At 74.3% G+C, this 20,576-nt stretch carries 16 protein-coding genes; 5 read left to right on the top strand and 11 right to left on the bottom strand.

What is annotated here, in order from left to right; all coding sequences use genetic code 11:
* Nucleotides 1–1,416: a pyridoxal phosphate-dependent decarboxylase family protein gene (locus tag ACWD4P_RS21645; protein ID WP_449780661.1), complete on the bottom strand. Its 1,416-nt coding sequence runs from the start codon at nt 1,414–1,416 to the stop codon at nt 1–3.
* Nucleotides 1,417–1,688: 272 nt separating this feature from the next.
* Between ACWD4P_RS21645 and ACWD4P_RS21640 the strand changes: the two genes are divergently transcribed.
* The 3 genes from ACWD4P_RS21640 (at nt 1,689) to ACWD4P_RS21630 (ending at nt 5,477) form a co-directional block, all read left to right on the top strand.
* Entirely contained in the window at nt 1,689–3,056 is a 1,368-nt protein-coding gene (locus ACWD4P_RS21640; RefSeq protein ID WP_449780660.1) for a cytochrome P450, read from the top strand.
* A gap of 130 nt (nt 3,057–3,186) precedes the next feature.
* On the top strand, nt 3,187–4,176 hold the full coding sequence (locus ACWD4P_RS21635; protein WP_449780659.1) for a terpene synthase family protein: 990 nt from the start codon (nt 3,187–3,189) through the stop codon (nt 4,174–4,176).
* Between the two features lie 101 nt (nt 4,177–4,277).
* A complete protein-coding gene (locus ACWD4P_RS21630; protein ID WP_449780658.1) occupies nt 4,278–5,477 on the top strand; it encodes a cytochrome P450 in 1,200 nt (399 codons plus the stop codon).
* A 4-nt stretch (nt 5,478–5,481) separates the two neighbouring features.
* On the opposite strand, the gene ACWD4P_RS21625 is transcribed toward ACWD4P_RS21630, so the two are convergent.
* The 3 genes from ACWD4P_RS21625 to ACWD4P_RS21615 form a co-directional block, all read right to left on the bottom strand.
* Nucleotides 5,482–6,855 carry an MFS transporter gene (locus ACWD4P_RS21625; RefSeq protein WP_449780657.1) on the bottom strand — a complete coding sequence of 458 codons (1,374 nt, stop codon included), beginning with the start codon at nt 6,853–6,855 and terminating at the stop codon, nt 5,482–5,484.
* A gap of 37 nt (nt 6,856–6,892) precedes the next feature.
* Nucleotides 6,893–7,486 carry an ArsR/SmtB family transcription factor gene (locus ACWD4P_RS21620; protein ID WP_359825673.1) on the bottom strand — a complete coding sequence of 198 codons (594 nt, stop codon included), beginning with the start codon at nt 7,484–7,486 and terminating at the stop codon, nt 6,893–6,895.
* A 143-nt stretch (nt 7,487–7,629) separates the two neighbouring features.
* Complete coding sequence (locus ACWD4P_RS21615) at nt 7,630–8,211, bottom strand: TetR/AcrR family transcriptional regulator (protein ID WP_449780667.1); 582 nt, start codon at nt 8,209–8,211, stop codon at nt 7,630–7,632.
* A 136-nt stretch (nt 8,212–8,347) separates the two neighbouring features.
* On the opposite strand from ACWD4P_RS21615, the gene ACWD4P_RS21610 reads away from it, so the two are divergent.
* Nucleotides 8,348–9,454, top strand: a complete 1,107-nt coding sequence (locus tag ACWD4P_RS21610) for an FAD-dependent oxidoreductase (protein WP_449780656.1) — start codon at nt 8,348–8,350, stop codon at nt 9,452–9,454.
* A 152-nt stretch (nt 9,455–9,606) separates the two neighbouring features.
* On the opposite strand, the gene ACWD4P_RS21605 is transcribed toward ACWD4P_RS21610, so the two are convergent.
* From ACWD4P_RS21605 to ACWD4P_RS21590, 4 genes are all read right to left on the bottom strand, one after another.
* The gene (locus ACWD4P_RS21605; protein WP_359825669.1) at nt 9,607–9,954 is read right to left on the bottom strand and encodes a hypothetical protein; all 348 of its coding nucleotides are present in this window, start codon (nt 9,952–9,954) and stop codon (nt 9,607–9,609) included.
* Between the two features lie 311 nt (nt 9,955–10,265).
* The gene (locus tag ACWD4P_RS21600; protein ID WP_449780655.1) at nt 10,266–11,186 is read right to left on the bottom strand and encodes a transglutaminase-like domain-containing protein; all 921 of its coding nucleotides are present in this window, start codon (nt 11,184–11,186) and stop codon (nt 10,266–10,268) included.
* 148 nt (nt 11,187–11,334) lie between these two features.
* A complete protein-coding gene (locus ACWD4P_RS21595) occupies nt 11,335–14,397 on the bottom strand; it encodes an RNA repair domain-containing protein (protein WP_449780654.1) in 3,063 nt (1,020 codons plus the stop codon).
* On the bottom strand, nt 14,397–16,259 hold the full coding sequence (locus ACWD4P_RS21590; RefSeq protein WP_449780653.1) for an RNA ligase family protein: 1,863 nt from the start codon (nt 16,257–16,259) through the stop codon (nt 14,397–14,399). Before ACWD4P_RS21590 ends, ACWD4P_RS21595 begins: the two co-directional genes overlap by 1 nt.
* A gap of 194 nt (nt 16,260–16,453) precedes the next feature.
* Between ACWD4P_RS21590 and ACWD4P_RS21585 the strand changes: the two genes are divergently transcribed.
* Nucleotides 16,454–17,239 (top strand): class I SAM-dependent methyltransferase, encoded by a 786-nt coding sequence (locus ACWD4P_RS21585; protein ID WP_449780652.1) that lies wholly within the window; start codon nt 16,454–16,456, stop codon nt 17,237–17,239.
* 108 nt (nt 17,240–17,347) lie between these two features.
* Here ACWD4P_RS21585 and ACWD4P_RS21580 read toward each other — a convergent pair whose 3' ends face one another.
* Genes ACWD4P_RS21580 through ACWD4P_RS21570 form a run of 3 tightly spaced genes read right to left on the bottom strand, consistent with a single transcriptional unit; the run spans nt 17,348 to nt 20,386 of the window.
* Nucleotides 17,348–18,172, bottom strand: a complete 825-nt coding sequence (locus ACWD4P_RS21580) for a carbohydrate ABC transporter permease (protein ID WP_359821802.1) — start codon at nt 18,170–18,172, stop codon at nt 17,348–17,350.
* Nucleotides 18,169–19,107: a carbohydrate ABC transporter permease gene (locus tag ACWD4P_RS21575; protein WP_359821804.1), complete on the bottom strand. Its 939-nt coding sequence runs from the start codon at nt 19,105–19,107 to the stop codon at nt 18,169–18,171. The genes ACWD4P_RS21580 and ACWD4P_RS21575 overlap by 4 nt, the downstream gene beginning before the upstream one ends.
* Nucleotides 19,097–20,386, bottom strand: coding sequence for an extracellular solute-binding protein (locus ACWD4P_RS21570; RefSeq protein ID WP_449780651.1), 1,290 nt, complete (start codon nt 20,384–20,386; stop codon nt 19,097–19,099). Before ACWD4P_RS21570 ends, ACWD4P_RS21575 begins: the two co-directional genes overlap by 11 nt.
* Between the last annotated feature and the right edge of the window lie 190 nt (nt 20,387–20,576).

The raw sequence follows: 20,576 nt of genomic DNA, 5'->3' as shown, positions 1-20,576 counted from the left end.
TCAGGCCGTCAGCTTCCGCACGGCCCGGTCCAGTGCCCGGGCCGTGCGCCGGACGTCCTCCCCGGTCGTGCGCCAGTTGCTGAACGCCGCGCGCAGGGCGGGCTTTCCGGCGTACCGGGTGGGGGTGAGGAAGGCCTCGCCGGCCAGCTCGGCGGCGAGCGCGGCCAGCCGCTCCGTGGTCGGATCCGCCGCCAGCGAGAAGCAGACGACGTTCAGCCGCACCGGCGCGAGCAGCTCCAGGCCGTCGATCCGGGCCACCTCCGCGCCCAGCGCCCGGGCTCCGGCGACGCAGCGCTCCACGATCTCCCGGTGTCCGGAGCGGCCGTACGCCCGCAGGGTGAACCAGGCGGCGAGGGCGCGCAGCCGGTGGGAGTTCTCGGGCGTGAGGTGGACCAGGTCCGGCTGCCCGCCCTGGGGGTGCCCCTGGCCGCCGGTCGGGGGACGCCCGAGGTAGGCGGCGGCGTTCCGGAAGACCCGGGTCTGGAGGTCCGGGCGGCGGGTGAACTGCACGGCGCTGTCGTACGGCACGTTGAGCCACTTGTGCAGGTCGACGCAGACCGAGTCGGCGAGGTCCAGCCCCGCGACCAGCTCCGCGTGCTCCGGTGACAGCGCGGCGAAGGCGCCGAACGCGGCGTCCACGTGCAGCCAGAAGCCGTACCGCTCGCGCAGCGCGGCGATCGCGCGCAGGTCGTCGAAGTCGACGGTGTTGACCGTCCCGGCGTTGGCCACCACCACGCACGGGCCCGGGGCCCCGGCCAGCGCCCGCTCCAGCGCGGCCACGTCCACCGCCTCCCGCCCCGGCAGGACGGGCACGGACCGCAGCGCGGTGCGGCCCAGGCCCAGCACGGACAGTGCCTTGGCGGTGCTGGAGTGGGCACTGCCCGACAGCACCCGGACCGGCCCCAGCGCGCCGACCCCGTCCTCGGCGACGTCCACGCCGAGCCGCTCGCCCAGCCACTCGCGGGCGATCGCCAGCCCCACCGTGTTCGACATCGTCGCGCCGCTCACGAAGGTGCCGTGGTGCGCCGCCGAGAGGCCGAACAGCTCGCGCAGCCAGCCGACCGTCTCCCGCTCCAGCTGCTGGCCGGCCGGGTCCAGCGAGGAGTTGGAGTTCTGGTCCACGGCCGAGGTCAGCCAGTCGCCCGCGAGCGCCGCCGGAGTCGCCCCGCCGGTCACGAACCCGAAGTAACGCGGTCCGGCGCTCGCGGACAGCCGCGGCTCCCAGCGCCGCGCGAACTCGGCCAACGCGGCCCGGGTCCCTCCGCCCTCCTCGGTCAGCGGCGCGCTCGCGGGCGGCTCCGTCGGTTCGAACACCGGCCGCTCGTCGAGGGTGTCCAGAAAGCCGAGCGCGTGCTCTCGGGCCTCCGCCAGGATTTCGGGCAACTGGCCCAGATCTGCGGCGAGTTCGGGGTGCATGGGGTTTCTCCGTCGATCGACTGTGCGGTGCGCCCGAGGCTAACCGCCCGGCGGTGCGGAGTCCCGGTCCAATCCGGTACGGGTGGCCTGGAACGCGCCGGGAGGTGGGGGAATTCGCGTCGTTCGGCTCAAAAGTGCCCCGGCGGCGCATTTTCGGCCGCTCTCTTGACCTCTCCGGACGCCTCGGACAATGATCACCGTGCACCGCGAGCGAGTGAGCGTTCCAACGCCGGACGGATCTGCGATCCGAGACTTCAGGGAGGTGCGGGGCCGTGCGTTCCACCACCGCTCCCGCGGCGGCACCCGTCGCGCCGGGGCGCGTTCCACTGCTCGGCCACCTGCCGCAGCTGGCCGTCAGGCGGGTCGAGTTCCTGCAGTCGATCAGGACGCGGGGCGACATCGTGAGGATATTCCTCGGGAATCGCCCGGTGTTCGTCCTGAACTCGCCGGAGGCCGTCCACGACGTTCTCCTGACACAGAGCCGGAAGTTCGGCAAAGGACTGCTGTTCGACGTCGCACGGCCTTTCATCGGCAACGGCATCATCACCTCCGAGCGGGAATTCCACATCCGCCAACGGCGCGCTCTCCAACCGGCTTTCCACCGGGACAGCATCGCCGCGTGCGTCGGCACGATGACCGGCATCGCCGAGGAACAGGTGGCCTCCTGGCGCCCCGGCGAGACGATCGCCATGGACCTCGTGCTGCGCCGGATGATGACCGCCATGCTCGTGGCGACGCTGTTCAGCACCGAACGCCCGGACGGCGCCGCAGCCGTCGCCGAGCTGGGGGAGCGCGTCGCCGAACACCTGGCCACGGTGATGCGCGGGGTCTTCGTGGGCACCCTGCTGCCCGCCCCGATCGCCTCCTCGCCCGCGCTGGGGCACCGCGGGTACCTGGCCGCGGCCGAGGCGCTGCGTGACCTCGCGGACACCGCGGTGCGCCAGGCCCGGGAGGCCGGGAGCGAGGGGCGGAACGGCGGCGACCTGCTGTCGATCATGTTCGCCGGCACCCCGGGCAAGCCCGAGGGGATGACCGACCTGGAAGCCCGCGACGAACTGCTGTCCCTGCTCATGGCCGGCGCCGAGACCACGTCCACCACCCTGGCCTGGGCGCTCCACGAACTCGGCCGGCGCCCGGAGCTCACCGCGCGGATGAGGACCGAGTGCGACGCCCTGCCCGCCGGCGCCCTGCCCGGCGCGGCGACGCTTCCCTTCACCGACCGGTTCCTGCGGGAGGTGCTCCGCCTGCACCAGCCCAGCTGGCTGCTGATGCGGCGGGCCCTGGAGCCGGTGAGGGTCCGCGGGGTCGACCTCCCGAAGGGGGCCGAACTGATCTACAGCGCGCTGACGATGCACCGGGACCCGGCGTACTACCCGGACCCGATGCGGTTCGACCCGGACCGCTGGCTCGACCGCACCGAGCGGGACCTGCCACCGGGCGCCTACGTCCCGTTCGCCCTGGGCAACCGCAGGTGCATCGGGGACCACTTCGCGATGACCGAGATGCTGGTCGTCCTGCGCTCGATCGTCTCCCGGTGGCGGCCGCGGCCCGCCGCCGGGCACCGGGTCCGGCCGGTGGTCCACGCCCTGATCCGGCCCAACGCGCTGCCCATGCGCGTCTCCCCCTGGCCGGCCGCCTGAACCGGCCCCGGCCGCGGCCCGGTCGGCGGCCCCGGAGGCCGGCCGGACCGGCTTCCTTCCGGACCCGACCCGACGGCCCCGGCCCCGGAGGCCGACCGAACCGACCCCGTTCCCGGAGGTGCGCCACACCATGACAGTCACGGCAGAGTCCCCGACCCTGGAGCAGGGGGCGCCGGCCCGGGCCCCGGACCACGAGGGCGTCCCCTTCCCGCGCCGGATCAGCCCGGACTTCCGGGCCGCCCACGACCGCCACCTCGCCTGGCCGGAGTCCTTCGGCTTCCTCGCCACGGACGCGGAGCGGGCCCACCACCTCAAGGGCCAGTTCCCGCTGATCGCCGCCATGTTCTACCCGAACGCGACCGGGAGCGAACTGGACCTCGGCGTCGACCAGCAGAGCTGGTACTTCCTGTTCGACGACGCGCTCGACGAGCAGTGGGGCGGCTCGCCCGAGCGGGTCCGCCACCTCGTCGGACTCGTCCGGGAGGGCGTCACCGGCGAGGCCTCCCCGCTGCCGCTGGCCGCCGCCTTCGCCGACATGCGGCGGCGCAGCTGCCACGGCATGCCCGCGGACTGGATCCGGCGGTCGGCGGCCCACTGGTCCTCCTACCTCGACCACCACGTCCACGAGGCGCGCAGCCGGCAGTCCGGCGCGCCCCTGCCGCTGAGCAGCTACCTGCGGGTGCGGCGCCACACGATCGGGGTGGCCCCGGTCGTCGACCTCGCCGAGCGGCTCTCCTCGTGCGTCCTGCCGGACCACCTGTACTCACTGCCGCACCTGTCCGTCCTGCGCGAGATGACGAAGACGTTCATCATCTGCGACAACGACATCGTCTCCCTGGAGAAGGACGCCGCCCAGGGCGAGCAGAACAACCTGGTGCTCTGCCTGGAACGGGAACACGGGCTCACCCGCGCGGAAGCCGTCGACCGGGCCGTGCGCCGCCGCGGCGAGGCCCTGGAGCTGTTCACCGGCGCCCAGCGGGCCCTGCTCGACGGCACGGCGACGGCCCACCTCGACCCGGCCGAGCGTGACCTGCTCCGGCGCTACTGCACGGAGGCGCTGCAGACCACCATCCGCGGCGCCTACGACTGGCACCACGCCTCCACCCGGTACCACGGGTAGGCCCGCCCGCCGTCCCGAGCCCTGCCCGGCCCGCGCCTTCCCTGCCCGCGCTCTGCCCGGCCCGCGCCTTCCCTGATGTGATGTGTTGAGGAGACCGCACCATGCCCGACCGCCGCTCGGCGTCCTTCGTCGCCTCCGAACGTGACGGGCGCTGTCCGTTCGACCCGTCGCCGGACCTCCGCCTGATGCGCGAGGAGGACGGACTGCCGAGGCTGCCCGTGCACCACCCGGTGCGCGGCGCCATCGAAGCCGTCGTCATCACCCGGTACGGCGACGTCCGGGCCGCCTTCGCGGAGGAACGCCTGGTGACGGGCGACGGCATCGACCCGTCGCTGCCGCGCACCCTGTTCAACCACCCGGGCTTCCTGCCCGCCTACAGCGGCCCGGAGCACACCCGCCTGCGCCGGATGCTCACCGGCAGCTTCACCGTCCGTCAGGTCGAGCGGCTGCGGCCCGCGATCGAGACCATCGTCGCCGAGCACCTCGACGCCATGGCGGAGCGGGGGCCGGTCGTCGACCTGGTCGAGGACTTCGCCCTGCCCATCCCCTCGCTGGCGATCTGCGAACTGCTCGACGTCCCGTACGGGACCCGGGCGATGTTCCAGCGCTGCTCCCAGGTGATCATGGACGGGACCGCGGACGCCGGGCAACTGGTCGCCGCCTCACAGGAGTTGAACGCGGCGATGGCGGACATCGTCGCCCGCAATCGGGCCGCTCCCGGGAACGGTGTCCTGGGCGAGGTGGTGCGGCGGCACGGTGCGGAGCTCACCGACGAGGAGCTCGTCGGCTTCGGCACCACCCTCCTGGTCGGGGGACACGAGACCACCGCGACCATGCTCGCCCTGAGCGTGCTGGCCCTGCTCCGCCACCCGGAGCAACTGGCCGCCCTGCGCGACGACCCCGAGGTCACCGGTACCGCCGTGGAGGAGTTGCTGCGCCATCTCGCCATCCCCGCACCGCTGTTGCGCACGGCCGTGGCCGACGTCGAGGTCAACGGCCACCGGATCGCCGAGGGCGAGCACGTCCTGCTCTCCCCGCTGACGGCGAACCGCGACCCCGAGCTCGTCCCCGAGCGTCCGGACGACCTCGACGTGCGCCGCCGTCCGGTCGCCCAGCTGTCCTTCGGTTTCGGTGTCCACCAGTGCCTCGGGCAGCAACTGGCCCGGCTGGAGCTGAAGGTGGCGCTGCCGGCCCTGCTGCGGCGCTTCCCCGGCCTGCGGCTCGCCGTCCCCGGGTCGGAGCTGCGCTTCCGCGAGGGTTCGACGGTCTACGGAGTCGAGGCGCTCCCCGTCACCTGGTAGCCGGTTACCGGGCGGACGGTCGGCGGGACGCGGCGCGGGGGAGTTCCGCGCGGCGGACGGCGGGGGAGGCGAGGGCGAGGGCGGCGCCCAGGCAGGAGAGGACGCCGCAGCCGACGAAGACCGGGGCGACGCCCCAGAAGCCGACGGCGGCGCCGACCAGCGGGTAGCTGAGCGGGGCGAGGCCGACCATGGTGAGCATCGTGACGGAGGTGACCCGGCCCAGGTAGGCGGGGTCGGCGGCGGTCTGGATCAGCGCGCTGTCCAGGCTGCCGAAGACCCCCGCGCTCAGGCCGACCAGGGCGGCGATGACGGCGGCGGTCCACAGCTGCGGGACCAGCGCCAGGGCCGCCGCGCCGACACTGCCCACCAGCAGGGTGCCCGCCATGGTCAGGCCGGCCCGGGGCAGCCGCCCGGCGACGGCGAGCAGCGCGGCGCTCGCGGCCGCCCCGGCGCCGAAGCAGCCGACGATCCAGCCGTAGCCGGACGGGCCCCAGCCGCGTTCGGCGTTGAGCAGCACCATGCCGACGTTGAGGGTGCCGGTGAGGCCGAGCTCGCAGACGGCTCCGGCCGCGACCAGCGGGCCGATCAGCGGGTGGCGGCGGATGTAGCGCAGCCCGTCGAGGAGTTCGGTCCGCGGTGTGCCGCGCCGGGGCTCGGCGCCGTCCGCGGGTGTGCCGTCCGCGGGTATGCCGTGCGTGGGTATGCCGTGCGCGGCGGTGCCGTCCATGGCGGTGCCGTCCGTGAGCGTGCCGTCGGAGCGGGCGTCGAGCGGGCGGATCCGGACGGAGAGCAGGAGCGGCAGGGAGAGCGCGAAGAGCAGGCCCGCGACGGCGAAGGCGGCGGCCGGGCCGCCCAGGCCCATGGCCAGGCCGCCGAGCGGGGGCCCGGCGATCTGGCCGAGCCGCATCGCCAGTGAGCGCAGTCCGGTGACCCGGGCCAACTGGTCGGCGGCGGTGATCCGGGGCGGGAGGGCGCCGACGGCGGGGACGAACAGGGCGTCCACGGCGCCGAAGACGAGCGCCACCGCGAGCAGCAGCCAGAGCGCGGGCGTGGTGAGCGCGATGGCGGCGGCCACCGAGAGGATGAGCAGACAGCGCACGGCGTCGCTGCCCAGGATCACCCGGCGCGGGTCGATGCGGTCGGCCAGGACGCCGCCGCCGAGCATGAGCAGGGCGCGCGGGGCGGCGCCGGCGGCCATGACCAGGCCGAGCTCGGCGGGGCCGGCCGACCGCTGGGCGGACCACCCGAGTGCGGCGAAGTAGACGCTGTCGCCGATCAGCGAGGCGGTGTACGCGGTGAGCCAGCGCAGCACGTTGCCGTCGCGGTGGGCGGGTGGTGCGGCGTCGGCGGGGCGGTGGGTCGGTTCCGCGAGGGCCATCGGGGTCTCCGGTGATCGGGACACGGCGGTGCCGGTGTCAGGGGCGGAAGGGGAACCCGTACAGGTGGACGGACACGTGCTCGCGGCCGGCGGTGTCCCCGGCCGCGCCCGCGGCTTTGCCGCGTTCCCGCCAGCGCCGGGCAAGGGCCTGCAACTCCTCCTCCATCTCGGCGAGTTCGGCCGCCGTGAGGTCGAGCAGCCACTCGGAGCTGAACGCCGCGTCGGTCCACTCCTTGCCCCAGGCGGCGCTCTGGTCGAGGTAGGCGCGGTACTGGGCGGCGCGGAAGTCGACCAGGCCCTTGGTCACCGCGTTGACGGTGGCCGCGCCCTCGGGCGTGCCGGCGAGGTCGGACTCGCGGAAGCCCCAGCCCTCCTCGGACGCGACCTGCCACCAGCGCTCCCGGCCGTCGCTGCTCCCGGCGCGTGCCTCGGTCACGAAGCCCTGCTCGGCGAGCTTGCGCAGGTGGTAGCTGACCAGGGACGGCGCCTGGTCGACCTGTTCGGCGAGCTGGGAGGCGGTCGCGCTGCCGGCGACGTAGAGCAGCCGGTAGAGCTGCATCCGCAGCGGGTTGGTGAACGCCTTCAGACGGGACAGATCGGTGATCCGGTCGGACCGGGGCTTCTCGGGCATGCGTCGACGATAGATCTGAAAGAAGAGTTGCGCAATAAAAATTTCAGATCTGCTCCCGGTCAGGTCGGCGTCGACGAGCTCGTCGTCCGCCCGGCGGCGAGTGCCCGGCGGCGAGTGCGCAGTGACCGTCGACGCGGATCGGGTCAGTCGCCCGGGTGGGAGGCCGCCCAGCCGTGTTCGAGCAGGCCGAAGGCCTCGTCGGCGGCCCGGCGCGGATCGGGGTGCTGCAGGATCAGGCCGCGGGCAGCCAGCGCGAACCGGGCCAGGGCGGCGCAGCCGACGTCGTCCCCGGGCGCGCCCACGGCCTCCGCGATGGCCCGTGCGAGGGCCGCTTCATGGCGGGTCCACATCCGTTGGGAGTAGTCGCGCAGTGCGGGGGTCTCCTGCACCATGCGGGTGAAGTCGGCGAACCGCGGGTCGGCGGCGTGGACGGCGAAGCGGGTCTGGTGCAGCAGCAGGTGCTCGCGCAGCGCCTGCGGGATCGATCGGCCCGGGGGCCGCTCGCGCACGGCCGCGACGAGGGCCGCCTCCAGGTCGTCGTCCTGGTCGAAGACCAGTGCCTCCTTGCCGGTGAAGTGCTTGAACAGGGTCGTCACCGAGACGTCCGCGGCATCGGCGACGTCCTTGACGCCGACCTGGTCGTAGCCGCGTTCGAGGAAGAGTTCGAGTGCGGCGTCGGCCAGGGACTGGCGGGTCTGGGCCTTCTTGCGCTCGCGGCGCCCCATCGCTTCGGTCACTCGACCACCATAGCCCGAAGTGCATCGACTGTGAAAGTGTAGTCATTGCACTTATGTAGTGAGTGTGCTTTCTTGGTGGTGCCGGGCCGCCCGGCGCCCCATCCGCCACCGGAAGGACACAGCCATGCCCTCTGCCCGTGCCCCTCGCATCGCGATCGTCGGCGCCGGCCTCGGCGGCTTGACCTGCGCCCGGGTCCTGCGGCAACACGGCCGAGCCGTCACGGTGTTCGAACGCGAAGCCGGCGCCGACGCCCGCCCGCAGGGCGGCTCCCTCGACCTGCACGCCGACACCGGTCAGGCCGCCCTGCGGTCGGCGGGCCTGCTCGACCGGTTCCATGCCCTCGCCCGCCCCGAGGGCGACGAATGGCGGGTGCTCGACCACGCCACCGGTGCGCTCCTCACGCGGCGAGGGCCGACCGCGGGCGGCGGCCGTCCGGAGATCGACCGCGGCCAACTGCGCGGCCTGCTGCTGGAGTCGCTCGCCCCGGGAACGGTGCGGTGGGGCCGTGCCGTCACCGGGGTCACCCCGCTGGCGGACGGCACCTGCCGGCTGCTCCTGGGTGACGGTACGGCCGAGGAGTTCGACCTGGTGGTCGGTGCCGACGGTGCCTGGTCACGGGTCCGCCCGGCCCTGTCGCCCGCCGTACCCCGCTACACCGGTGTCACCTTCGTGGAGACCGGCTTCGACCGGTGCGACACCCGCCACCCCGAACTCGCCCGGCTGGTCGGCGACGGATCGCTGCTGGCGAAGGGCGTCGGCCGGACCCTGGTCGCCCAGCGCAACAGCAACGGTCACATCCGCGGCTACCTCGCGCTGCGCGAGCCGCAGGACTGGCACAGGGCCGCCGGACTCGACCTCGGCGACCGATGGGCCGTGCGGGAGCACGTGTTGAAGATGTTCGACGGCTGGGACGAGAACCTGCTGCGGATCCTGTGCGACAGCGACCACGGCTTCGTCAACCGGCCCCTGCACGTGCTGCCCGCCCCGCACACCTGGGCGCACGTGCCCGGCGTGACGCTGCTCGGCGATGCCGCGCACCTGATGCCCCCGGTCGGGCTGGGCGCCAACCTCGCGATGCTCGACGGCGCCGACCTCGCCCACGCCCTCGTCGCCGAATCCGGCGTCGGCGACGCCGTCCGCGCCTACGAGCGCGTCATGCTGCCGCGCTCGATCGAGGCCGCGACGGGCAGTGCACAGGGCCTCGACCACCTCGTTCCCGCTGCCCGCTGAGCCGACTTCACCGGCCCCCGGTAGTGCCGAAGCCGTCCGTGACGGGGCGGGCCGCCGGGCCGAACAGCCGAGGACGGGCAGCGGGTCGAGGGCGCCGGCAGGCGCCCCGCCGTGTGCCGACCCGCCGCCCGGCGGTTGGAGACCGTCCTACCTCAGCACTGCACGTCCACGGACGTGACCAGGGTGTTCCGGTCCAGCCCCCGGGTCTGCCACGCGAAGACGGTGTCCGTCAGGAGGTTCTCGTAGTGAACGACGAACGTGTTGCCGTGGGCCTGGCCCAGCCGGTAGTAGTCGTGGATCGGGTGTACGCCGCAGCCGTCCAGGTTCCAGACCGGGGTCGGCCCGCCCTTGGCGAGGGCGATGCACGCCCTGCCGTAGTCACACTGAACGCTCCAGTACCCGCCGGCGGCGGAGGCCGGCCCGGCGGTGAAGACGACGGCGGTTCCGACAGCGGCGGTCAGCGCGGCGACCCGGCCCAGGCGTCGGGTGTTCGACTTCATTCTCGGATCCTCCTCGAGTGGCGCGGGGTTCCGCGCGAGTCCAGTGAATGGTGTGCACCTGTCGTGCGTCTGCGGACAAGCCTGCCGGGCCCGGGGGTCACTGCCCCAGTGGCAGTTGTGCGTATTGACACCACGTCCTGCCGCTGCCGTCGCGCCGGCAGCGGCAGCGCGGTGCCCCGCGACACCCGGCACACCACACGGCGCCGTCGGCGACCGCGGGCGGGGGCCCGGGTGCCCGCGCCCGCGGTCGTGGCCCGCTCGTCGGACGCGCCAGGTCCGGTACCGGCCGCCCGCGGGAACGCTCTCCGGGGTCAGCGCAGGGTGACCTCGCGGGGGCCGTTGAAGGGGGCCAGGGACAGGACGGTCTTCGGGGTGCGCAGCGCGTCGTGCTCGGCGAAGAGGCGGCGGACGGAGGGGAGGTGGACGGGGCCGACGGTCAGGTGGGCGACCTCGTCGTAGGGGGCGTGGGGGGTGTTGGTGGAGCCGGATCCCCAGGTGTCCCAGAGCAGGGTCTCGACCTTGTTGAGGGCGGCGAGGTCGAGCCGGGTGGAGTGGGCGACGAACCATTCGCCGTTGAGCGGGCCCTCCTCGGGCGGGTGGACGCCGAACGAGCCGGCGGCGGCCCGGTCGGAGCGGATAGTGCGCCAGGCGCGGCCGGCGACCAGGAAGCGGTCGCGCGGGACGTCCATCGGGTCGAAGTCCACCCGCCAGGCGGCGGCGACCTTCGGGTCGGCCAGCTGCGGGTCGGCGAGCAGCCAGCCGCGCCGCTCGTCCCAGTACTCGGTGGCGACGTGGTCGCAGTGGAAGCCGTCCGGGCCGAGGTAGTCGGCGAAGCCGCAGCGCAGCCGGGCCGGGATGCCGACGTGGCGCAGGAAGGAGCAGTGCAGCAGCGCCAGGTCCCGGCAGACGCCGACGAAGCGGTCCGCCGGTGCGCGGGGGTGGCTGAGCGGGGCCGGGTCGCGGTCGGTGATCAGGTGCAGGATGTCGTCGAGGTAGCGCGTCTCGGCGTCGTGGTGGAGCCGGGCCGCCGGGATGGGGTGGTGGAACAGTCGCCCTTCCAGCCGATGGATGATCAGGTTCCGGGCGATCCGGGCGAGTCGGGTCGGATCCCTGGGGAGATCGGCGTACCGGGAGAGGTGGGCGCCGGGGTCGGAGAAGACGCTCTGGCCGAGGTAGAAGGACGGGAAGTCGGCGGAGGGCACGGGGGAACTCCCATGGGGCTTCGGCCGCATGATCGATGACTGGGCCGCTGCGGCTCACCGTGGCAAATTTCGGGGGCGATTGTCCAGAAGAGTCCTGCGGGAAGGGGCGGTTCGGGCGGTCGGGGGTGATCCGGCGGCTCGACGTATCGGCCTATCGGCATTTCGGCTTTCCATCGGTTCATCGGGCCGGGGTGGGGACGCCACCGCCTTCCACGTGGTCGACCCTCACCCCGGGCAGACCGCGGGACCAGGCCTTCGCGGGCGGGGCGAGCCGGTCGGCGGAGAGCGGGGAGGGGCCGAGGCCGATCGGCAGGTGGACCCGGCCGTCGGAGGTCCGGTACGGGTGGGGCCAGGCGTGCAACCGGGCGGCCCCGGCGTCCTCCAGCGCGGTCAGCAGGGCGCGGACGCGGCCCCGGACGAGGCCGAGTGACTCCTCGTCGGTGCTGACCACGGCCCAGGCGGCGTGGCGGCGGTGCAGCGGGGGAGCGGCGAGCAGGGCGGGCCACGGGTCCTCGGTGGCCTCGACGGCTCCGGTGGCCTCCGCGGCCTCCGTGACCTCGACGGCTCCGGTGGCCTCGGCTGCCTCCGTGACCTCGACGGCTCCGGTGGCCTCGGCGGCTCCGGTGGCCTTCGTGCCCTCGGCCGCCTCGACGGTGAGCTCCCAGGCGCGGTAGAGCTCCTCGGTGAGCAGGTCGCGGGTGTCGGCGCCGACCTGGGTGGTGCAGCTGCGGACCGGCGCGGAGGGGGTGAACACGGTGAGCGCGCCCTCGGCGGGAGGCGTCGGGCCGTCGGCGAGGGCGACGGGCAGGCGCCAGTCCCGGCTCGCCCAGGTCTCGGTGAAGCGCTCGAAGAGGTCCTCCTCGGTGCCGTCGGTCGCCTCCAGGACGGTCCTGGCGGCCAGCACCGACCAGGCGAGCGAAGGAAGTTGACCGAAGGGCGCGGAATCCAGGCCGCGCGCCCGCGCCCACGCCTTGACCTGGCGCGCGAGCCGGACGAAGCGGGCGTGGCGGTCGCCGAGCGCCGTCAGGATCGCCTCGGCGTCCGTGACGGCGCTCAGCGCGACGGCCTCCGCCTCGCCCAGTTCCGCGCGGCACTCGACGGCCCGCGCCGGGTCGAGCGCGCCGGTGAAGACCACGACGAGGTCGACCGACAGGCCGTCGGCCGTCAGCCGCAGCCCCGGCACCCGGGCGCCGCGGACCTCGCGCAGCCCTCGGGCTCCGGGCAGCGCGGCCGCCACCCGGGCGCGCACGGCGGGCAGATCGGCGGCGCCGGGCAGCGCCACCACGAGGTCCAGGTCGCTTCCGTCCAGCTGGCAGCCGAGCCGACGGGAGCCGACCGTGTGCACCACCCCCTCGGGCAGGGCGGCCGCGACGCGCCGCGCCAGGGCCGTCGCCGCGGCGGTGCGTCGGGCGGGCTCCGGGGCCGGCGAGGCGATCGGCGGCTCGGGCACCTGCCGCACCTCGCCCGTCCCCAGGGCGACCACCGCGCGCACCCGCATCGGCTCGGCGCCCCGGCGGGAGAGCACCACCAGCTCGCCGACCCGGGCCGGGGCGGCACTGAGCCGGGCCGTGTCGAGCCGGGCCGCGCAGTCGGCGGCCACGCGCTGCGGGTCGTCGGCGCGTCCGAGGGTCAGGTGCGGGGTGAAGCCGCTCGCCCGGCCGCGGCAGCGGGGGAAGCGCCGCTCCAGCGCGTGCCGCAGTGCCGCCCAGGGCGCGGGGGAGGCGGCGGCCGGGTCCAGCCAGACGGTGGCGTCCTCACGATGGCCGAAGGTGTGCACGCCCTCCAGCCGCGCGGTGAACGGCGCCACCTCGGCGGCGGCCGCGCCCAGCAGCGGCAGGGCGCGGTCGAACTCGGCCTCCGGGACGAAGCCGAACAGCAGGTTGACGTGCGGGGGCCAGCGGCGCAGCTGGGGGTCGTACGCCTCGCGCAGCCGCTGGATCGGCGGCCGGTGCTCCTCGGGCGGCAGCCAGGCGACGGCGGTGCGAGTGGTCGGCGCGGCGTCGAGGACTCCGGGTGCGCCGTCGCCGTCCTGGTGGCCGTGGCCGTGGGCGTGGCCGCTTCCGGTCCCGGTCTCGGTCCCGGTCCCGGTCTCGGTCCCGGGACCGTCGTGGTCGGGGAGGAGGGCGAGGTCCACGGCCACGCCGTAGTGGTCGGAGGGGAGGATCCCGTCCTCGGCCGGGCGGTCGCCGAGCAGGGCGGCCGCGGTGGCGCGGGTGCCGTCGCCGCGGTGCAGGACGCGGTCCAGCCGGCCCGGGCGGCCGCTCAGCGAGGAGACCGCGGCGAGCGGGTTGGCCGTCGGGTCGAAGGTCGGCGTGTCGTCGGCCGGCCCGTGCACCTCGGTCCAGGTGTCCCGCAGGCCGAGCGCGGCGGCCGGGCCGGCCGGGCCGGAGCGGCCGTCGTTGAAGTCCCCGAGCAGCAGCAGCTCGCCCTCGACGCCCGCCAACCCCTCGGCCAGTCGGGCGAGTTCGGCCCGGCGGCGGCCGGCTCCGTCCGGGGAGTGGTCGCTGCTGAGGTGGACGGCGGCGACGGTCACCGGGGGACCGGCGGTCCGCAGCGCGAGGGCGGTGACGGCCTTGTGGGGGCCCAGCGTGTGGCGTCCGGCCGCCAGTACCGGCAGCCGGCTGAGCAGCAGCAGACCGTGGTCGTCGATCTCCGGCCCCAGCGGGTCGGCGCCCAGGGTGTACCCGGCGCGGACCCAGGGCGCCGCCAGCAGCAGGGCGACCAGCGCGGGCTCGACCTCCTGCAGGGCGATGACGTCGGCACCGGCCGCCGCCAGCTCGGCGAGCAGCAGCGGTCGGCGCCGGGCGGTGTCGATCCGGTCGGCGTCGTAGCGGTCCCACAGGGCGTTCCAGGTGACCACGCGCAGGGCGGCGGCCGTCGGGGCGTCCCGGGTGGGCTCGGTGGCCGGAACGGGCTCGGTGGGCCGCCAGCCGCCGTCCGGGTGCCAGGTGTACGGGGTGGTCGGGGTGAAGAAGGGAGCGGGCAGCCGGGGCGGGTCGGTGCGGCGCCCGGCCTCGGTGCTGTCGAGCAGGTCCACGCCCGAGGCGCGGTCCCAGACCCGCAGCCCGTCCGCCTCGACCCAGTGCACCCGGTGCCAGGGGATCTCGCCGGAGGCGGCGAAGGCCTCCAGCGGGACGCGCTCGGTGCGGTCGTCGCGCTGGCGCACACCGAGGGTGAACCGCGCCGGGTCGAAGCGGGCGTCCCAGCGGATGCGCTGGCAGATCTGTTCGATGGGGCGCATCAGTCCTCCTGCTCGTCGAGCGTGCCCGCGGTGTCCTCCACGGCGCCACCGGGGCCGACGTACCAGGTGCGGTGCGCCTGGCCGGGGTACGGCGGGCCGAAGCGGTGCAGCTGGGCGGTGAGCACGTCCGGGGGCACCGGGTGCGGCCGGACGGCGTTGCGGCGCCGCAGCTCCTCCTCGCCGACCACCAGCACCACGTGGGTGACCAGGGCGTCGCGGCGCTGCGCGACGGCGTGGACGAGGGAGCGCTGCTGCTGGTTGAGCGAGGTGGCGTCCCAGACGGCGGTGGGACCGGCGGCGCCGGTGGTGCCTTCGTCGGCGCCCGTGCCACCGGTGGTGCCCGTGCCGCCGATGGCGCCCGTGCCGCCGGTGGCCAGGGCGGCGTCCAGCCGGGCCAGCCCGACGCGCAGCACCTCGGCGTTGTCGCGCTGGTCGGCGCGCGAGCCCCGGGCGGCGCGCAGGTCGTCCAGGCTGATCCGGGCGGTGACGCCGGTGAGCCCGGCGGCGAATCCGCTCTTGCCGCTGCCGGAGGGCCCGCACAGGTGGAGCAGCCGGGGGAAGCGGCCGTCGCGCCGGCGCCAGGTGGCCGCCACCGCCTCCTCGGCGGTGGTGATCCGGCCGAGGGCGTACGCCTCGCGGGCCTGCGCCCAGCAGCGGTCGGCGATGTCGCCGTCCAGGCCGGCCAGCGCCTCGCGCAGACCGGCCCGCAGCCGGGCGAGCGGTGCCCCGTCGATCAGCCCGGCGTCCTCGGCGAACAGCGCCGACCAGTCGACCAGCTCGCGTTCCGCCCGCCCGGGGGCGGCGGTCGCCGCGACGGCGTGCAGCACCCCGAGGTCGGCGGCGGCCGAGAGCCGGACCAGCCCGGCACGGCGGTCCTCGTCCGGGTACGGCCGGTGGAGCGCGGGGTGCAGCCCGACCAGGTCGGCGACCCGCCGGGCGAGCCGCAGGCCGAGCGGCCCGGCCAGCCGCGGTGCCAGCGACTGGCGGCGCTCGGTGCGCAGCGCGGTGGCGAGCAGGCCGGCGAGCCGGGCGTCGCCGCCCCGGCCCAGTTCGTCCAGCCGGGCCGACACCTCGGCCAACTCCTCCGGCGGGCACGAGAGTTCGGGGAGGCCTAGGGCGGCCGCGAGGGCGGGGAGGTCGGGCAGCGCACCGGAGCGCGCGGCCCAGAGCGCGGAGCTCGGAGCGAGCCCGTTCTCCACCACCGCGGCGTGCATCCAGTGGGTGTCGGTGCGCACGTGCCGGGGGCGGACCCACTTGGCGACCCGCTCGCCGAACTCGGCCCGGGGGAAGCCCCGGACCGTCCGCACCACATAGCCCTCCTGCCGGTCGAGGTCCAACCGCAGGGCGCGCAGGGAGCGCTCGTCGTAGCGGCCGCGCCACAGCACCCGGGGGGTGGGGATGCCGAGGCGGCGCAGGAAGCGGACGGTGTCGTCCCAGTCCAGGCAGCAGTCCCGGCCGTCGGGCCCGCCCGTTCCACCGGGCCCGGCTGGTCCGCTGCTCCCGCCGGTCGCGCGGGTCGCGCCCGTCCAGACCGAGAAGCCGTAGAACCAGCTCTCCAGGTCGGTGTACGGGATCGAGTGCCGGGCGAACAGGTTCTCGCCGCAGATCCGCAGGCCGGCGGGGATGCGCGGGGCGATCCGGCCCTGGAGGCCCTTCACCCAGGCGCGCGACGGGTGGTGGGCGGAGTCCAGCGAGCGGGCGTGCAGTCCGTCGCGGTAGAGCGTGGTGTTCTCGCCGTCCAGCTTCTCGGTGACGACGACCTCGGCGCCGGCCAGGCCGGACAGGTCCCCGGTCCGTACGTCGTCCGCCGATGCGCCCGGTGACCAGGGCAGATGCGGCGTCCGGGGGTAGTGCACTCGCATGTCCGGCTCCCTGGGCGTTCTTGATCCGCGGACACTGTAGGAGCGGCCGCGAAGCCTGGGCCACCGATTAATCGGGGCCCCGGCCTGCCGGGGGCGTGGACGACACGCGGGCAGGAACGTCCCTGCAGGCCCGCGCCGCGCCCACGCGGTGCAATGGCGCGACCCGACACGCCGTCAACAGGGGAGGCCGACAGGTGGAGACGAGCACGAAGGACGCGGATCCGGTCCGGGTGCTGGACGTGGCGAGCGCCGAGTACCGCCGGGTGTTCGAACTGTTCCTTGCCGGGACGGACGAGAAGCCGGTCACCCACGCCCGGCTGGGCGAGGTCGTGGCCGCGCTGCCGCACCGCCGGGTCCTGCTGGACCTCGGCGCGGGAGACGGCCGCACCACCGCCTACCTCGGCCGCTCCTTCGAGCGCACGACCGCGGTGGAACCCAGCGCCGCGATGCGCGAGAAGCTCCGTGCGGCCTGCCCCGACGCCCTGATCCTCCCGGAGCCGCTCGACCTGGCGCACCCGCCCGAGCGGGCCGACCTCGCCCACCTCTCCCACGTGCTCTACTACGTGCCCGAGGCGGACTGGCTCGGCACCGTCACCCGCGCCCTGGAGTGGACGGCCCCCGGCGGCACCCTCCTGGTCGTGCTCCAGAACCCGGAGAGCCCCTGCATGCGGATGGCCGCGCACTTCACCGGCGTGCGCTACGACCTCGGCCCGCTCGCCGACCGCCTGCGCGAGCGCCACCCGGAGCAGGGCTACGCCCTCGAGACCCTCGACCTCCACTACCGCACGCCCCGGTTGGCCGAGGCGGTGGACGTCGCCGAGTTCATGGTCAACGTCGCCGACCTGGCCGCCCTCGACCCCCGCCCCTCGCGTACGGCCCTGACCGCCTACGTCCAGGAGCACTTCGCCCTGCCCGCCGGCGGCTACGCCATCGGCCACACCCAGGACATGCTCACCGTCCGCCGGGCCGGGGGTTCCTGAGCCGTCGACCCGGGCCGGCGTTCCTGAGCCCGCGTTCCGGGGAGGCCCGGCCGGGGTCGCGCGGACCCCGGCCGGCAGTCCCTCGGGCAGGCGTCCGCCGGACGCGGCTCAGCCCTTGACCGCGCCGACGGCGAGGCCGGAGGTGATCCGGCGCTGGACGACGAGGAAGAACACCACGACGGGCAGGGCGGTCAGCGTGGCGCCCGCCATGAGACCGCCGTAGTCCGTCCCGAAGCTGGTCTGGAAGGAGACCAGCCAGATGCTGACCGTCTGCTTGTCCGGACTGGACAGCAGGACGTAGACGAGGACGTACTCGTTCCACGCCTGGACCAGCGCGAAGACGGACGTGGCGACGATGCCCGGTGCGAGCAGGGGGAGCACCACCCGGCGGAACGCCCCGAGGCGGCCGCAGCCGTCGACCATGGCCGCCTCCTCCAGCTCCACCGGGATCCCGGCGATGAAGCCGCGCAGCATCCACACCGTGAACGGCAGGGTGAACACCAGGTAGGTGAGGATCACGCCGCCGAGGCTGTCGGTCATCCCGACGTCGTTCAGCAGCAGGTAGACCGGGATGATCAGGGCCGTCAGCGGGACCATCTGGACGATGAGGATCACCACGACGAACGCCTTGCGCCCCGCGAAGCGGAAGCGGGCGAGGGCGAAGGCGGCGAGGGCGCCGACGACCAGGGACACCAGGACGGTGCCGAGGCCGATGACGACGCTGGAGCGGACGTTGGCCCAGAAGGTCTCGGACCCCAGCGCCCTGGCGAAGTTGTCCAGCGTGGGTCGGCCCGGCCAGAACTTCGGTGGCAGGCTGAGGACTTCGGTGGCGGGCCGGAACGCCGTGAGCGCCATCCAGTAGACCGGGAACCCGATCACCGCGGCGACGAGCAGCCCGAGCAGGTCGCGGCCCCACGACCGCTTCCGTCTCATTCGACCTCTCCCGTCCTGAGCATCTGACGCAGGTACACGACCGATCCGGCGAGCAGCAGCACGACCGTCACGAGCGCGATCGCGGCCCCGGCGCTGTACCGGTTCACGGCGAACGACTCGATGAACGAGTAGACGCCCAGCAGGTAGTACTCCCGCTCGGGCTGCCCGCCGCGCATGATCCAGATCTGGTTGAAGGTGCCGAAGTTCCAGATCGCCATCAGCGTGGTGACCATGAGCAGCACCGGCCTGATCACCGGGAGGGTGATGTGCCGGAAGACCTGCAACGGCCGGGCGCCGTCGAGCACCGCGGACTCCTCCAGTTCGGGCGGCACCTGCGCCAGCGCGGCCCGCAGGGTGATGGCGGCGAACGGCAGCGAGCCCCACACCACGACCGCGACGATGACGGCGAAGCCCTGCCACGGGTCGGTGAACCAGTTGTGCCGGGCCAGGTCGACCCCGGGCAGCCGGGAGAGCAGCCAGTTCACGACCCCGTAGTCGGCGTCGAAGAGCCAGCGGAAGACCGCCCCGGACACCATGACCGGCATCGCCCACACCGTGACCAGCACCCCGGAGATGACGGCCCGCACCCACGGGGAGACGCGGTGCATCAGCAGCGCGATCGCCGTTCCGCAGAACACGGTGAGGGCGACGGACGCGGCGGTGAAGAGCACGGTGCGCAGCACCACCGTCCAGAAGAAGCCGTCGCCGAGGATCCGGCGGAACTGGTCCAGACCGGCCCAGGGCGGTGCCGCGCCGCTGAACAGCTGCTCGCGGGTCATGTCCTGGAAGGCGAGGACGACCATGTCCACGAGCGGGTAGCCGAGCACCAGGACGAGCGCGAGGACGGTCGGGCCGATCAGCAGGTAGGGCAGCAGGCGCGGCGGCAGGAGCGACGCCAGGAGCGGACGGCGCCGCCGGACCGGGTCAGCGCTCATTGATTACTTCGTCGATCCGCCGGTCCGCCTCGCGCGCGGCGTCCTGCACCGACGCCTTGCCGTTGGCGATCCGTTCGAGCATCTCGGGCAGGACGTTGGACTTCTCCGCCGACGTCCAGCCCGGTGCGAACGGGGTCATCCAGCCCCCGGTCGCCGCGGCCTGGGCGGACGGCCCGTTGATGCCGCCGGCGGCGACCTCGGCCAGCTGGGTGGTGTTGTTGGGCAGGGTGTTCGCGGCGATCAGCCCCTTCTGCGACTCCCGGTCGGTGAACGTCCTGATCCAGTCGGCGGCCAGCTCCTTGCGCGTCGACTTGGCCGGCACGGCGAGGGTGGAGCCGCCGAGGAACGGCGGCAGGAGCTTGCCGGACGGGCCGGGGAAGGCGAAGGTGGCGAACTTGCCCTTCAACTTCGGGTCCCCGCCGGAGCGTTCGTCGGTGGCCGAGTCGGCCTCCCAGGTGTTGCCGTAGAACACGCCCACGTGGCCCTGCCCGACGACGCCCGGCTGGTCGCCGTTGTCCTTCGCCCGGTCGCCGACGTAGTAGGTGTCGATCAGCCGCTTCCACTCGGTGAGCCCGGCGACGGACTGCGGCGAGGACAGCGAGGCCTTCCAGCGGTCGCCGTCCTTCACCGCGATCTCGCCGCCCGCGTCCTTCACGAAGGCCATGGCCGCGTTCCAGTAGCGGCCGGGCATGTAGAGGGCCGAGAAGTTCGGGTCCTCGGGGCCGTAGGTCGCCTTGAGGCGGTCCAAGGCGGAGAGGAGTTCGGGGTACGTCTTCGGTGAGTCCGGCACGCCGGCGCGGGCGAAGTAGTCGGTGCGGTAGACGCCGACCCGGGCCCCGACGTAGTAGGGCACGCAGTAGGTCTTGCCGTTGGCGCGACAGGCGTCGGCGAGCGCCGGCAGCCAGGCGTCCGACTGGTCGAAGCGGGCCGGGTCGACGGTGGAGAAGGCGCCGTTGACGATGTAGTTGGTGGTCTCGCTGTTGCCCATCTCCACCACGTCGGGCACGTTCTTGCCGGCGAGGACGGCGTCCAGCTTCTGGTTCTTCGTCGTCCACTGCTGGTACTGGACCTCGACCTTGACCCCGGGGTGGGATTTGGCGAAACGGTCATTGGTGGACTGGACCAATTCCGGCCAACTCTCCTGGGCGTCCACGGCCAGCCACACCGTCAGCTTGCCGCCGCCCTCCACGCCCTTCCCCGCGCCGGAGCCGCACCCGGCCACGGCCAGGGACAGGAGCAATGCGAGGACAGGGGGACGAAAGCGCATACGAATGGCCATGAGATCTCCAAGTTCACTGTGGGGGTACTGTTCTGACTACCCATCGGATACGTGCTCCGATCAGAGGTCTAGACATTCGACCGGAAGAAGACGTCCGTCACCCCACCGGGAGCGCGGCCCGCCCACGACCGCCCGTTCGGCCGAACCGGGTCAGGCCGACGGCCCAGCCCGACGCGCGCCGCCACCGCCG

The organism is Kitasatospora sp. NPDC002543, assembly GCF_053594915.1.
This window is presented reverse-complemented; position numbering and strand designations above follow the sequence as displayed.